Genomic DNA, 13,321 nt, shown 5'->3' on the forward strand with positions numbered 1-13,321 from the left:
GCAGATAGTGCAACGTCCCTGTTCAGAAGCGCGGTGACGAGGAACATGGGGCAGTCGGCGAGCAGGGCGAGCTGGGCGGGCGAGTCGGGTGAGGCCGCAGCGGCGGGTGGGATCGACCGGGCCCGGGTCGCCGAGCTCGCGGCGGAGCGGCTGGACTGGCGGTTCAAGGCCGTCCCCTCGGCCGCATATGGCCTGACGATGCGTCAGTACCTGGCCACCGAACCGACCCTGGACCAGTTCGCCACCCCGTTGGTGACCCTCGACGCGGGCGCGCTGGCGCACAACCTGCGCACCATGGCCGACTGGTGCGAGCGGGCCGGCGTCGCGCTCGCCCCGCACGGCAAGACCACCATGGCCCCGGCGCTCTGGCAGGCCCAACTGGACGCCGGCGCCTACGGGATCACGCTGGCCAATCTGCCCCAGCTGCGGGTCGCGCGGGCCTTCGGGGTGCGTGAGCTGCTGCTCGCCAACACGCTGCTCGATCCGCTCGGACTGGCCTGGTTGGCAGCGGAGTTGGCGGCCGACCCGGAGTTCCGGTTCAGCTCCTGGGTGGACTCGGTGGCGGCGGTGCGGCTGATGGACCAGGCGTTGCGCGCCGCGGGAGCGGTGCCGGGGCGGCCCGTCGAGGTGCTGGTCGAGCTGGGCGGACCGGGCGGGCGGACCGGGGTGCGGGACCTGGCGACCGCGCTCGAGGTGGCCCGGGCCGTCGCGGCGGCGCCGACCCTGCGGCTCGCCGGAGTCGGCGGCTACGAGGGCGCACTGGCCCACGACGCCACCCCGCGCGGGCTGGCCACCGTTGAGGCGTACCTGGCCGGCCTGGTGGAACTGCACGACGCGTTGCGCGCCGAGGGCCTGTTCACGGCGGGCGAGCGGGTGCTGGTGAGCGCGGGCGGCAGCGCGTACTTCGACCAGGTGGCCCGGGTGCTGGCGCCGCTGGGCGCCCACCCCGACACCACGGTGGTGCTCCGCTCCGGCGCCTACCTGGCGCACGACGACGGCTTCTACCGCGGCGTCTCCCCGCTGGTGCGCGGCGCGGGTGACGAGCCGCTGCGCGCGGCGCTGCACGGGTGGGCGCGGGTGATCTCCCGGCCGGAGCCGGGGCTGGCCCTGCTGGACGGCGGCAAGCGCGACTTCCCCTACGACGACGGCCTGCCGGAGCCGCAACTGATCCGTGGTGGTCGGGTGTTGGGTGGCACGGTGACCGCGCTCAACGACCAGCACGCGTTCCTGCGGGACAGCGACGCCGAGGTCGGCGAGGTGGTCCGGCTCGGACTGTCGCACCCGTGCACCGCCTTCGACAAGTGGACCCTGCTCCCGGTGCTGGACGACGTCTCGGCGCCCTCGCCGAAGGTGGTCGACCTGGTGCGGACCTTCTTCTGATGGCGGCCCTGCACTTCCGCGGCGCGAGTGTGGTCGACGGAACCGGGGCCGAACGCTACCGGGCCGACGTGCTGGTGCGGGACGGGGTGATCGCGGAGATCGGTGCCCGGCCGTCGGACGTCGCGGGGGCCGAAGTGGTCGACGCGGACGGGCTGGTGCTCGCACCCGGGTTCATCGACATGCACAGCCACTCGGACCTGCGGCTGCTGGTCGAACCGGACCAGCCGTCCCGGGTGACCCAGGGCGTCACCTGCGAGGTGCTCGGGCAGGACGGGCTCTCCTATGCCCCGGTGGACGAGCGCACGCTGCCCGCCCTGCGCCGTCAACTCGCGGGCTGGAACGGCGATCCCGAGGGGTTCGACTGGAGCTGGCGGACCGTCGCGCAGTACCTGGACCGGCTGGACGAGCAGGGCATCGCGGTCAACGTCTGCTACCTGGTGCCGCACGGCACCCTGCGCGCGCTGGTGCTGGGCTGGCAGCGGCGGGCCCCGGACGCGGGCGAACTCGACCGGCTGCGCGCCCTGTTGGCCCAGGGGCTGAGCGAGGGTGCGGTGGGGCTGTCGAGCGGGCTCAGCTACCCGCCGGGGATGTACGCGGACACCGAGGAGCTCACCGCGCTCTGCACGGTGGTCGCCGAGTACGGCGGCTACCACTCGCCGCACCAACGCTCCTACGGCGCCGGGGCGCTGGCGGGCTACGCGGAGATGGTGCAGATCTCACGCCGCTCCGGCTGCCCGCTGCACCTGGCCCACGCCACCATGAACTTCGGGGTGAACGACGGGCGGGCGGGGGAGTTGCTGGCCCTGCTCGACGAGGCCGCCGCCGAGGGCTGCGACCTGAGCCTGGACAGCTACCCCTACCTGCCGGGCTCCACCTCGCTGGCCGCCCTGCTGCCCAGTTGGGCGGCTGAGGGCGGTCCCGGGGCGACCTTGGCCCGGCTCGCGGACGACGCGGTGCGGGAGCGGATCCGGGTCGCGGTGGAGGAGGCGGGCAGCGACGGCTGCCACGGGGTGGTCGCGGACTGGCGAACGGTGCAGGTCGCCGGGGTGCGGAACGCCTCGCTGGCCGCCGCCGTCGGGCGGACGATCGCCGAACTGGCCGCCGAGCGAGGGTGCGCCGGCAGCGAGGTCTTCTTCGAGCTGCTGCGCGCCGACGAGCTGGGCACCACGATCCTGTGGCACGTCGGCCACGAGGAGAACGTGCGCGCGATCATGCGGCACCCCGCGCACACGGCGGGCAGTGACGGCCTGCTGGTCGGGGCCCGGCCGCACCCACGGGCCTGGGGCACCTTCGCCCGCTATCTGGGCTACTACAGCAGGGAGTTGGGCGTGCTGACACTGGAGCAGGCGGTGGCCCGGATGACCGGTCGCCCCGCGCGCCGGCTGCGCCTGGAGCGGCGCGGCACGGTCCGGCCGGGCCACCACGCCGACCTGGTGCTCTTCGACCCCGACACGGTCGCCGACACCGCGACCTTCGAGCAGCCGCGCCGCCCGGCGGTCGGTATCCAGCACGTCTACGTCAACGGCACCGCCGTGCTGCGCGACGGCCGCCCCACCGGTGCGCGGCCGGGGCGGACGCTGCGGCGGGTGACAGGAGGGCACGTTCGATGACCTGTTTCACCAGCCGGCTCGCCGCCGACCGGGTGATCGCGGTGGTGCGGGCGCCACGGATACCCGATGCCGCCGCGCTCTGCGCCGCGCTGCTGGCGGGCGGCATCCGTTGGGTCGAACTCACCTGCACCACGCCGGAAGTGATGGACAGCCTGGCTTCGGCGGTGGCCGCCGACCCGGGCGTCCGGCTCGGCCTGGGCACCGTGCTGACGGCTGACCAGGCGCGTGCCGGGATCGCCGCCGGGGCCGAGTACCTGGTGACGCCCGGCTGCCGCGCCGAGGTGGCGCAGGTGGCACGCGCGGCGGGTGTTCCGGTCCTGCTCGGCGCGCTCACCCCCACCGAGGTCGCCCGGGCCGCCGACCTGGGCGCCGCCGCCGTCAAGGTCTTCCCGGCCCGCGCCTTCGGCCCCGGCTACTTCAAGGACCTGCGCGGGCCCTACCCGGACATCCCGCTGATCGCCTCCGGCGGCGTCGATGCCGCCACCGCCCCGGCCTATCTCGGCCACGGCGCGCTGGCCGTCTGCGCGGGCGGCGAGGTCGTCCCGGCCGCGGCGGTGGCGGCCGGTGACTGGCCCGAACTCACCCGCCGCGCGAAGGCGTTCATCGCGTCGCTGGATGACGCCGGACCCGGCCCGAGCCGTGCCCGTCAGGGCCTTGGGGCGCCGGAGGGGCCGGGCGCGGGCTGAACCGCGCTGCTTCCCCGAGGCCCTGACGTCACGTCAGGACAGCTTCGCCAGGAAGGTGTCCGCGATCACCTGGTACCCGGTGTCGTTCGCGTGGATGTCCTTCCGGGCCATGTTGGTCCAGGTCATGATCCGCGCCACGTCCAGCGGGACCTGCTGGCCGTCCAGCGGGACCAGGGGCAGCAGCGAGTTGGTGTCGAAGGCCTTCGACACGTCGGCCGTGGGCACCCCGTGCAGCGCGTCGACGACGTCCAGGGTCCCGTTGAGGGTGTCGGCCAGCGGGATGGAGAGCCCGGCCAGCACCTCGCCCTGGGCGCCGGTCATCCAGTCCGCCAGGAAGGGGTCGTAGAGGTTCATCCCGACGAATCTGGTGCGCGGACCGGCGGCGGCCTTCAGCTTGCCGAGGATGGTGTTGAGGTCCCAGCCCGCCGTCGCTATGCCCTTGGCCGCGCAGGCGGCGTCCAGGCTGCCGCCGGTGGCGCAGCCGTCCACGTCGTTGGCGCCGATGTCCAGGGTGACGGTCAGGTCGTCGCCGTGATGGGCTTTCAGGAAGGCTATGGCGGTGGCCAGTTGGGTGCCGGCGTACGGATGGGGGTAGGAGCAGCCGCCGTTGATCATCGAGCCGGTGGTCTCGCCGGGGCAGCCGAGGTCGGTGAAGGAGAACGGGTGACCGGCCTGTTCGGCCCGCCGGCCCAGCGTCGCGGCCAGGTCCTGGGCGTAGCCGTGGCCGACCTCGGAGCCGCCGCCGGGCAGCGTCTGGAAGCCGGCCGCGAGGGAGTCGCCCAGCGCCAGGTAGTAACGGGTGCCGGGGGCGGCGGCCGAGGCGGGGCCGGCGCCGAGGGCGAGCAGGGTGGCGCCGAGCGCGGTGGCGCAGGCAGCGGCGCGCAGACGGCGGCTGAGAAGAGAACGCATGAGCCCTCCCGGGGCGACCCGGCGCGGCCCGGGTGGCGGCGGCGGGTCGAACCCGGCGAGGTTACTGCCTGGTACAGGGGAGGGTAAGGGGTGCGGAACGGTCAACCGTCGCAGATCAAGGAATCGTTACCAGGCCCAGGGCGATCAGGTCCGCCAGCGGCTCGGCGATGCTGCAGGTGCCGAAGCCGGTGAAGGCCGCCCGGGCGGCACCGGCCTGCTGCTCGTCCAGCTCGGCCAGGCGTGCGGCGATCACCTCGCCGTCCCGCTCGCCCAGCAGCGCGGCCAGGTCGCCGTGCTCCGCGCCGCCGAGCGCCGCGTGGGTGGCCAGCAGCACGTTGAGGAAGCCGTGGTGCTCGAAGCCGGTGGCCGCATCGGTGTGCCGCAGCGCGTGGTGCAGTCCGGCGGTGCACTTGACGGCGAGGCGCCGGTAGACCGCGGCGTAGAGGAAGGAGGCCAGCTCCAGCTCGCCGGGGAAGGCGGCCTCGGTGGTGCCGCCGGTGCGGAACTTGGCCCGGTAGCCGCTGCCCTCCAACTCGTCCAGCGCGAGCAGCAACTCGGGGCCGCGGGCCACCTCGACGGCAGCCGTGATGTCCGGCGCGTACTGGGGCAGCAGCTTGTCGAGGGTGGTGCGGACCTTGCGCACGCCCTCGGCGGCGGTGCCGTCCTGGTCGGCCAGTACCTCCAGGCCGGCGATCCGCAGCCGGGGGTCGGCCGCGACCGCGCGCAGCGCCGGCTCCAGTCCCGTGCTGCCGTTCGGCACGATCAGGCCGATCGCCAGCTCGCCCTCGCCCACCTGCTCGGCGAGCGCGTCGAGCCGGCCCGCGCCGCAGAGGAAGGGGCCGACCAGCTCCGCGTACCAGGCCGTGCGGTGGGCCAGGTGGGCCGGGACGGCCTGCGGCAGCGGCAGGTCGCCGGGCGGGAAGATCGCCGCGTCGTCGCAGAGCCCGGCGAAGAGCGGTGCAATCACGCTCCGGGGGGCCTGGGGGATCGTCATCGGTGCTCGTCCTTCGGGGTCGCGGCGGGGCACGGCCGTACCCCTGGAGCCCGAGCCTGCCGCAGTTCGCCGGGCCGGGGCAAGGGGCCCGCTGCCCCGGGGGTGGACACGCGCTGAACGGGTGAGAATGCGCCGCCCGTATATCAGTGGGCGATACCTGTAGGCCAGGACGCGCCATCACCTGGTGCGCGTATCTCGTCACTGGAGGTAGTCATGCGGATTGCTCCCGCTCCGCTCCGCGGCCGGGCCCGTTCCCGTTCCGCCGGGTCACGCGCCGCCGGGCTGTTCGGCGCCACGGCCCTGCTCGCGCTCTTCGCCGGCGCCGCTCCCGCCGACGCGGTCAACGGCGCCGTGCACGGCGCGCTCGCCGGCTCGGCGGTGAGCGTGGACAGCCAGGGCACCGTGGCCCCGGACGGCACGGTCACGCTCTCGGGCAGCTACCAGTGCATGACCGGCGGTGCGGTCTTCGTCAGCAGCAGCCTGCGGATCGGCAACCAGAGCAGCAGCATCGGCAACGGCACCCAGGCCACCTGCGACGGGGCGCAGCACCGCTGGATCAGCCAGGGCAAGCCGGACCAGCTCCTCGTCAAGCCCGGAGCCGCGCAGGTGCAGGCGACTCTTGTGCATCTCACCGAAGGTGCGCTGGTGCCGATGCCCGAGTTCCTCGCTGCTCAGAGCCAGGACATCACCCTGGTCGCGGACGGTAGCTGAGCCAAGTCCCCCGGGGCTCGCGGGCGGCGGCTGAGGCCGCGTCAAGCAGGGCCGGGGGCTTGCGCGGCGGCGTGTGCGCCGGTGCCCCATTGGGCACACCTGGTAAACCGGCGCACCGCATCGCTATACAGCAATTATGAGAAATATGATCGCGCCGGCCGACAATAATGCACCCAAGGCTGGAGAAGGCTCAACAGAAGCTCAAATGTTGGTACGGACTTGCCGGGCTGTAAGTGGTCAACTGCCCCGATGCCGCTGACCTGTGGCGATCCAGCCGGACCCGGGCGATTCCCGGTCCTGGTGTGATCAACCGAATTCGATCGCCGTGGAGCAGACCGGGGGACTCGTGAACATAACTATTCGGTCGAGGGGTCTTTGCAGATCCTTAATGGCCCGCTAGCGTTCACCGCACTCTCACCCGCCATCTTTGAAGAGGGTCCCCCCACATGGCAGTTGTTGACAAAATAACGAACCCCGGTGCTTCTTCCACCAAGCTCCGCCGGGACATCGGCCTGATCGGCCTGCTCTGGGCCTCGGTCGGCTCGATCATCGGGTCCGGCTGGCTCTACGGTGCGAAGAACGCAGTGGTGGTCGCCGGTCCGGCGGCCGTCATCTCGTGGGGGATCGGCGCCGTCGCCATCGTGCTGCTCGCACTGGTCCACGCCGAGCTAGGCGGTATGTTCCCGGTCGCCGGTGGCACCGCCCGTTACCCGCACTACACCTTCGGTGGCCTGGCCGGCATGAGCTTCGGCTGGTTCTCCTGGCTCCAGGCGGCCACGGTCGCGCCGATCGAGGTCGAGGCGATGATCGGCTACGCCGGTCACTGGAGCTTCGCCCAGGGCTTCGAGCACGCCAACGGCACCCTGACCCCGTCCGGCTTCGTGGTCGCGGTGGTGCTGATGGCGGTCTTCGTGGCCGTGAACTTCCTCGGGGTGCGCCTGCTGGCCCAGACCAACAGCGCCGCGACCTGGTGGAAGGTGTTCATCCCGCTGGTCGCGATCTTCGTCCTGGCGTTCACCCACTTCCACGCGAGCAACTTCACCTCGCACGGCTTCATCCCGTACGGCATCAAGGGTGTGCTCGGCGCGATCAGCACCAGCGGCATCATCTTCGCCCTGCTCGGCTTCGAGCAGGCGATCCAGCTCTCCGGTGAGAGCAAGAACCCCAAGCGCGACATCCCCCGCGCGGTGCTCGGCTCGGTCTTCATCGGTGCCGCGATCTACACCCTGCTGCAGATCGTCTACATCGGCGCGCTGCCCGGCAGCTCCTTCGTCAAGGGCTGGGCGAACCTGGCCTACCAGGGCATCAGCGGCCCGTTCGCCGGTCTGGCCACCGTCATCGGCCTGGGCTGGCTGGCCTGGATCCTCTACATCGACGCGCTGATCTCGCCCGGTGGCACCGGCCTGATCTACACCACGTCCACCTCGCGGATCTCCTACGGCCTGAGCCGCAACGGCTACGCCCCGCAGCTGTTCGAGAAGACCGACAAGCGCGGCGTGCCGTGGTTCGGCCTGCTGATCTCCTTCGTCACCGGCGTGGTCTGCTTCCTGCCCTTCCCGAGCTGGCAGCAGCTGGTCAGCTTCATCACCTCGGCCAGCGTGCTGATGTACGCCGGTGCTCCGCTCGCCTTCGGGGTGCTGCGCGGTCGGCTGCCGGAGCGGAACCGTCCGTACCGCCTGCCGCTGGGCAACGTGGTCGCTCCGGTCTCCTTCGTGGTCGCCAGCCTGATCATCTACTGGTCCGGCTGGAACACCCTGTGGCGCCTGGGCTTCGCGATCCTCTTCGGCTACCTGCTGCTCGGCAGCTACGCCTTCTACGCGACGAAGAAGAACCTGCCGAACGCGCCGCAGATGAACTGGAAGTCCGCGCAGTGGCTGCCGGTCTACCTGATCGGCCTGGGCATCATCTCCAAGCTCGGCGGCTTCGGCACCGGCTCGCTCAACGACCTGACGCTCGGCTGGGACATCCTGGTGATCACCGTCTTCTCGCTGGGCATCTACTACTGGGCCCGCGCCGTGGGCCTGCCGGCCGAGGACATCGAGCGCAACATCGAGGACGTCGAGGTGGTTGACGAGGGCGGTCACTGACCGTCCGTCAGTTTCTGACAGTGCGTCGGGCCCTGCTCCGGAAAGACTCCGGAGCAGGGCCCGACGCGTCGTAGCATGCGCGGTATGACTAGTGAGACGAGTGGCCGGCCCACCGAAGCCGGCGGCATTCCCGAGGGCGTCGGCCGGACCGCGATCGGCGTGGCCCGCGCCCGCGCGATGGAGAGTGCCCGGCCCGACCGCCTGTTCAACGACCCGTACGCGGCGGCCTTCGTCACCGCCGCGCGGGCCGGGCAGCCCGAGACGCCCCGGCCCAACCCCTCGCCGGCGCTGATCGCGATGGGCCGCCACCTGGTCATCCGCACCCGGTTCTTCGACGACTACCTGCTGCGCGCCGCCCGCGAGGGCTGCCCGCAGGTGGTGGTGCCCGCCGCCGGGCTGGACACCCGGGCCTTCCGGCTGGACTGGCCGGCCGGCACCCGGGTCTTCGAGATCGACATGCCCCCGGTGCTGGCCTTCAAGGAGCGGGTGCTCGCCGAGCAGGGCGCCGTCGCGCCGGTGCCGCGCACCGTGCTCGCCGCCGACCTGCGCGAGGAGTGGGGCGCGGCGCTGATCAAGGCGGGCTTCGACCCGGCGGTGCGCACCGTCTGGCTGCTGGAGGGGCTGCTGGTCTACCTCAGCTCCCAGGAGGTCGCCGCGATCCTCGGCACCATCGGCGAACTCAGCGCTCCGGGCAGCCGGTTGGCCTTCACCCACGGGCGCGGCAACAAGGAGCACCAGCACCCCGGCGGTCCGGCCGCGGACGACGCGGCGGCCCCGGAGCTGGCCGCCGTCTACGCGCTGTGGCGCGGCGGGCTGGACGAGGACCCGGTCGGCTGGCTGAACCGGCACGGGTGGCGGGCCGAGCGCCACAACCGCGCCGAACTGGCCGTCGGCTACGGTCGGCCGGCCGACTACGTGGGCCCGAACCGCAGCTTCGTCACCGCCGAGCTCCCGGTCGGGCCGGCCGCGTGAGAGCGCGGTACCGGTCCTAGTGCCACGTCAGGCAACCTTCGCCCCGTCGGGCAAAGGCTGCCTGACGCGGCACTAGACCCTGGGTGCCGTCCCACATGTGACGGCCGCCCCGGATGTGGGCGACCCACCTGTCGGCCGCGCCCCGCCGCCCCTACGGTGGCGGGGCGCGGGCCACCAGGGCCTGTCCGAGCGCGGGGAGTTGACGCGGCGTGCGAGCTTGGTGCCGATGGCTACTGGCGATGCTGCTGGCCCTGACCGGCCTGGGCGCGGGAGCCCTGCCGGCCACGGCGGCCGTTCCCGGCTACCTGACCCTGGAGGCGAACTACACCAGCGTCGCCAACGGCTGGGACCATGTCGAGCGCTACCTCGACACCACCCCCGGCTTCACCCAGGAGCAGTACCCGCCGGACGGCCGGGGCGACCAGGACGGCCAGCGGCTGACCTTCTTCGGCGGCGTCGCGGAGCCCTTCTCCGGCCGCTTCCTGCTCTACTCCGCGCCCGGTTGGAACACCGGCACGCACCAGGTCCCGGTGCTGCTGGTGCACGGTGCCAACGACAACCCCGACCGCGCCTGGGCCGACCCGGGCGAGTCCGGCGGCTACGGCTGCGGCACCACCCCGTGCCCCGACACCGGCCTGATGCAGTACCTCTCCTCGCGTGGCTACCGGGTCTTCGCGATCGGGTTCGCCCAGAAGCAGGGTGACAACCTGATGCAGGCCCAGGAGGTGGGCGACGCGATCGCGCTGATCCGGGCCAAGCTGAACGTCCCGCAGGTCGACCTGGTCGGCTGGAGCAAGGGCGAGGTGTCGGCCCGCGCCTACGTCTCCTCGCTGGCCCCGAGTTGGGGACGCCCGTACGCGGGCGACGTGCGCAAGCTGATCACCCTCGGCGGCCCCAACGGCGGCTACGACTACCCCTTCGCGCACGGCTGGGCGCACGACTTCAGCATCTGGCCGGAGTGCGGCGGCACGGTCAACGCCCCTTCCCCGCACCTGGACATGACCTGCTACGGCACCTACACCGCACACCCCGAGTTCGCCTTCACCCCGACCGACGGCTACGACGACTACCCGGGCCAACGCCAGATGCTGGCCCGCTGGGACGGGACCTACGGCGTGGACGAGACCCAACAGGACTGGTACACCACGTACTACGGCGGTACCGGCGTCTACACCAGCGGCACCGGCATCCAGGCCGCGATCGACGCCGGCTCGCTGATCGCCCCGCTGCAGCGGGCCGGGGTGCCCGCCTCGATCAGCACCTACCTGCTGGCCGGCGGCACCCCGAACGTGCTCGGCATCTTCAACGAGGACCGCGGCCCCAGCGACGGCGTGGTCTTCGAGGCCAGCGCGCTGGACACCGCGGGCATCGGCGATGTCGCGGGCACCGCGCTGATCGCGGGCGCCAACCACCTGGAACTCGGCTGGGACGGCGCGGCGAGCGCGCAGGTCGTCAGCTGGCTGAACTGACAGGAGCGCCTCGGATGCCCCGGATTGGCACCACCCGACTGACCGTCAACTACGCCGAGATCGAAGGGCGTACGGGAGAACCCGTGCTGCTCGTGCACGGCAACGTCTCCGACAGCCGGTTCTGGCGGCAGACCATGCGCGACCTGCCCGAGCAGTTCCGGCCGATCGCCCCCGACCTGCGCGGCTTCGGCGCCACCGACCCGCTGCCGGTGGACGCCCGGCGCGGCGTGCGGGACTACGCCGAGGACCTGCTCGCCCTGATCGAGGCGCTGGAACTGGGCCGGCTGCACCTGGTCGGCTGGAGCCTGGGCGGCGGCGTGGCGCTCCAACTGCTGCGCGACGAGCCGGGATTGCTGCGCTCGGTCACGCTGGTCAACCCGGTCTCGCCGTACGGCTTCGGCGGCACCCAGGGCGTGCAGGGGTGGCTCAACTCGCCGGACGGCGCCGGTTCCGGCGGCGGCGCGGCGAACCCGGAGTTCGTCCGACGGCTGGCCGAGGGCGACACCGGGGACGACTCGCCGTTCTCCCCGCGCAACGTCCTGGCCGGCTGCTACCTGGCCCCGCCGACCACGCCGGGCGGCGCCGACCTGCCCGAGGCCGAGACCTACCTGGCCGCGATGCTCGCCACCCGCTGCGGCGACGGCCACTACCCCGGCGACCAGCGCCCGAGCCGGGCATGGCCCGGCTTCGCCCCGGGCGACCGGGGTGTGCTCAACGCCCTGGCGCCGACGCACTTCCGGGTGACCGACCTGGAGGCGATCGACCCCAAGCCGCCGATCCTGTGGATCCGCGGCACCGAGGACGTGATCGTCTCCGACACCTCGCTCTTCGACCTGGCCCACCTGGGCGCGCTCGGCGCGGTGCCCCACTGGCCGGGGCCGCGGGCCTGCCCCGCGCAGCCGATGGTCGCCCAGACCCGCGCGGTGCTGGCCCGCTACGCCGAGGCGGGCGGCAGCGTGCGCGAGGTGGCGGTGCGCGGGGCGGGGCACAGCGTGCAGCTCGAGCGGCCGAAGGAGTTCATGGCGGCGCTGGCGGGATTCCTGAACTGACGGCGCCTCGGTTCAGTGCGCCGCCGAGCGCTCAGGCGCCGCCGCCGGGCACCGGGCGCTCCTCCTCGACCAGGCGCTTGAACTGGGCCAGGTCGCCGCGGACCGTCTCCTCGATGGCGTGCGACTGGGCGAAGCCGTGCGGTCCGCCGTAGACCTCGTGGACGGCTTCCGGATCGTACTCGACCCGGATCTGCATCCGGGTCGCGCCGTTCTCCAGCGACCGCAGCGCGAAGGTGCCGCGCACGTGGGCGGCGTCCAGGGTCTGCCAGTTCATCACCTGGTTCTCGCCGTGGTCGGTGATCGCGGTCTCGAAGACCCGTTCCGCGCCGTCCACCTCGATGTCGCAGTGGGCGCGATTGCTGCCGTGCGGGTGCGCGTGCCGCAGGCCGGTCACGAACTGGGGGTACTGGTGAACCCGGTGCAACTGCTCCCAGCACACCTGGACGGGGACGTCGACGTCGATCTGCTCTTCCAAGGTGCTCATCGGCTCACTCCGCGTTCTCGTAGGGCTCGCCCTCCGCGCGCGACTCGTCCTGGGCATGCAGGACCTGCTCGGAGGTGACGCCCTCCAGTGAGTTCGGGTCCTCGGCCTCGACGGGTTCCGCTTCGGTCTCCGCACGGTCCGGGCTGGCGGTGGACATCAGTGCCTCCCTGGTGTTCAGGGGCCGGCCGGTGAGGTTGGCCGACACAGTCCAGCGTGCGCCCGTCGGCTACGGCGGGCAACTGGCCTCAGGCCAGGCCCAGGCCGGGGTCCGGCTCGGCCTCGGGGGCGGGGGAGAGGTCGGCCAGGGTGTTCCAGAACATCAGCTCGTAGTCCTGCAGCAACCGCCCGTAGCGGCGGCCCTCGGCCAGCCGGGATCCGTCCAGGCCGCCTGCCGTGACCACCGCCACCGCCGCGTCGTCCAGTTCGGGGGCCGGGGCGGCGAAGAAGTCGAAGAAGGCGCAGGCGGCGTCGGGGAAGCCGTAGCGGTCACGCAGCGCCCGCGCGGTGAGCGCGCAGTAGCGGCCCCAGGCCGCGAAGTTCGCGGCCAGCGCGAGCACGGTGGCGGTCGGTTCGCCGTTCAGGGCCAGCCAGGCCAGCTGGCCCGGGTAGGCCTGGCAGCCGGCCAGCGGTTCGCGGCCGGCCAGCCCCGCCTGGTCCAGGCCGCAGGCCGCGGCGAAGGCGGTCAGTGCGGCCAGGGCCTGCGACTCGCCCTGGGCCAGCTCGGCGAAGTAGCCGCCGGCCGGGGTGTCCGCGCAGCGGGCGGCCAGCACCAGGAAGCTGCGCCGGTCGCTGCGCAGGATCCGGTACTGCTGCCCGGCCAGTTCGGCGAGCGTGGTGAGCGGGGTCAGGCCCTCCTCGATTCGGGGCACCAGGCGGTTGTCCCGTTCGGCCGGGGCGAGTTCCCGGCGGATGGTCAGCAGGGCCTCGCGGGGCGTCGGCGTCATGGCAGCAGCGTATCGGCGTGCGGCCG

General features: G+C 72.8%; 13 protein-coding genes. 8 read left to right on the top strand and 5 right to left on the bottom strand.

Annotated elements, in window-relative coordinates:
• Positions 1–33: 33 nt before the first annotated feature.
• From OG403_RS32830 to OG403_RS32840, 3 genes are read left to right on the top strand one after another with little or no spacing between them, the layout of a single operon-like run.
• A complete protein-coding gene (locus tag OG403_RS32830; RefSeq protein ID WP_329570870.1) occupies positions 34–1,380 on the top strand; it encodes an alanine racemase in 1,347 nt (448 codons plus the stop codon).
• Complete coding sequence (locus OG403_RS32835; protein WP_329570872.1) at positions 1,380–2,990, top strand: N-acyl-D-amino-acid deacylase family protein; 1,611 nt, start codon at positions 1,380–1,382, stop codon at positions 2,988–2,990. Before OG403_RS32830 ends, OG403_RS32835 begins: the two co-directional genes overlap by 1 nt.
• On the top strand, positions 2,987–3,676 hold the full coding sequence (locus OG403_RS32840; protein ID WP_329570873.1) for a bifunctional 4-hydroxy-2-oxoglutarate aldolase/2-dehydro-3-deoxy-phosphogluconate aldolase: 690 nt from the start codon (positions 2,987–2,989) through the stop codon (positions 3,674–3,676). Before OG403_RS32835 ends, OG403_RS32840 begins: the two co-directional genes overlap by 4 nt.
• Before the next feature lie 33 nt (positions 3,677–3,709).
• On the opposite strand, the gene OG403_RS32845 is transcribed toward OG403_RS32840, so the two are convergent.
• Positions 3,710–4,585 carry an SGNH/GDSL hydrolase family protein gene (locus OG403_RS32845; protein WP_329570874.1) on the bottom strand — a complete coding sequence of 292 codons (876 nt, stop codon included), beginning with the start codon at positions 4,583–4,585 and terminating at the stop codon, positions 3,710–3,712.
• 115 nt (positions 4,586–4,700) lie between these two features.
• The gene (locus tag OG403_RS32850; protein WP_329570875.1) at positions 4,701–5,579 is read right to left on the bottom strand and encodes a hypothetical protein; all 879 of its coding nucleotides are present in this window, start codon (positions 5,577–5,579) and stop codon (positions 4,701–4,703) included.
• Positions 5,580–5,792: 213 nt separating this feature from the next.
• Between OG403_RS32850 and OG403_RS32855 the strand changes: the two genes are divergently transcribed.
• The 5 genes from OG403_RS32855 to OG403_RS32875 all read left to right on the top strand — a co-directional run bounded on the left by OG403_RS32855 (position 5,793) and on the right by OG403_RS32875 (position 11,867).
• The gene (locus tag OG403_RS32855; protein WP_329570877.1) at positions 5,793–6,290 is read left to right on the top strand and encodes a DUF6299 family protein; all 498 of its coding nucleotides are present in this window, start codon (positions 5,793–5,795) and stop codon (positions 6,288–6,290) included.
• A 446-nt stretch (positions 6,291–6,736) separates the two neighbouring features.
• Positions 6,737–8,377: an APC family permease gene (locus OG403_RS32860; RefSeq protein ID WP_329570879.1), complete on the top strand. Its 1,641-nt coding sequence runs from the start codon at positions 6,737–6,739 to the stop codon at positions 8,375–8,377.
• 84 nt (positions 8,378–8,461) lie between these two features.
• Positions 8,462–9,349: an SAM-dependent methyltransferase gene (locus tag OG403_RS32865; RefSeq protein WP_329570881.1), complete on the top strand. Its 888-nt coding sequence runs from the start codon at positions 8,462–8,464 to the stop codon at positions 9,347–9,349.
• Between the two features lie 239 nt (positions 9,350–9,588).
• On the top strand, positions 9,589–10,818 hold the full coding sequence (locus OG403_RS32870; protein ID WP_329570883.1) for an esterase/lipase family protein: 1,230 nt from the start codon (positions 9,589–9,591) through the stop codon (positions 10,816–10,818).
• Between the two features lie 14 nt (positions 10,819–10,832).
• A complete protein-coding gene (locus OG403_RS32875) occupies positions 10,833–11,867 on the top strand; it encodes an alpha/beta fold hydrolase (RefSeq protein ID WP_329570885.1) in 1,035 nt (344 codons plus the stop codon).
• A 31-nt stretch (positions 11,868–11,898) separates the two neighbouring features.
• Here OG403_RS32875 and OG403_RS32880 read toward each other — a convergent pair whose 3' ends face one another.
• From OG403_RS32880 to OG403_RS32890, 3 genes are all read right to left on the bottom strand, one after another.
• Positions 11,899–12,351, bottom strand: a complete 453-nt coding sequence (locus OG403_RS32880; protein ID WP_329570887.1) for an SRPBCC family protein — start codon at positions 12,349–12,351, stop codon at positions 11,899–11,901.
• Between the two features lie 4 nt (positions 12,352–12,355).
• Positions 12,356–12,508, bottom strand: coding sequence for a hypothetical protein (locus OG403_RS32885; protein ID WP_329570889.1), 153 nt, complete (start codon positions 12,506–12,508; stop codon positions 12,356–12,358).
• A gap of 88 nt (positions 12,509–12,596) precedes the next feature.
• Positions 12,597–13,295, bottom strand: a complete 699-nt coding sequence (locus OG403_RS32890) for a transcriptional regulator (RefSeq protein WP_329570891.1) — start codon at positions 13,293–13,295, stop codon at positions 12,597–12,599.
• Positions 13,296–13,321 lie beyond the last annotated feature (26 nt).

Origin of the sequence: Kitasatospora sp. NBC_01266 (genome assembly GCF_036242395.1) — a bacterium.
In the GTDB taxonomy this organism is placed as follows: domain Bacteria; phylum Actinomycetota; class Actinomycetes; order Streptomycetales; family Streptomycetaceae; genus Kitasatospora.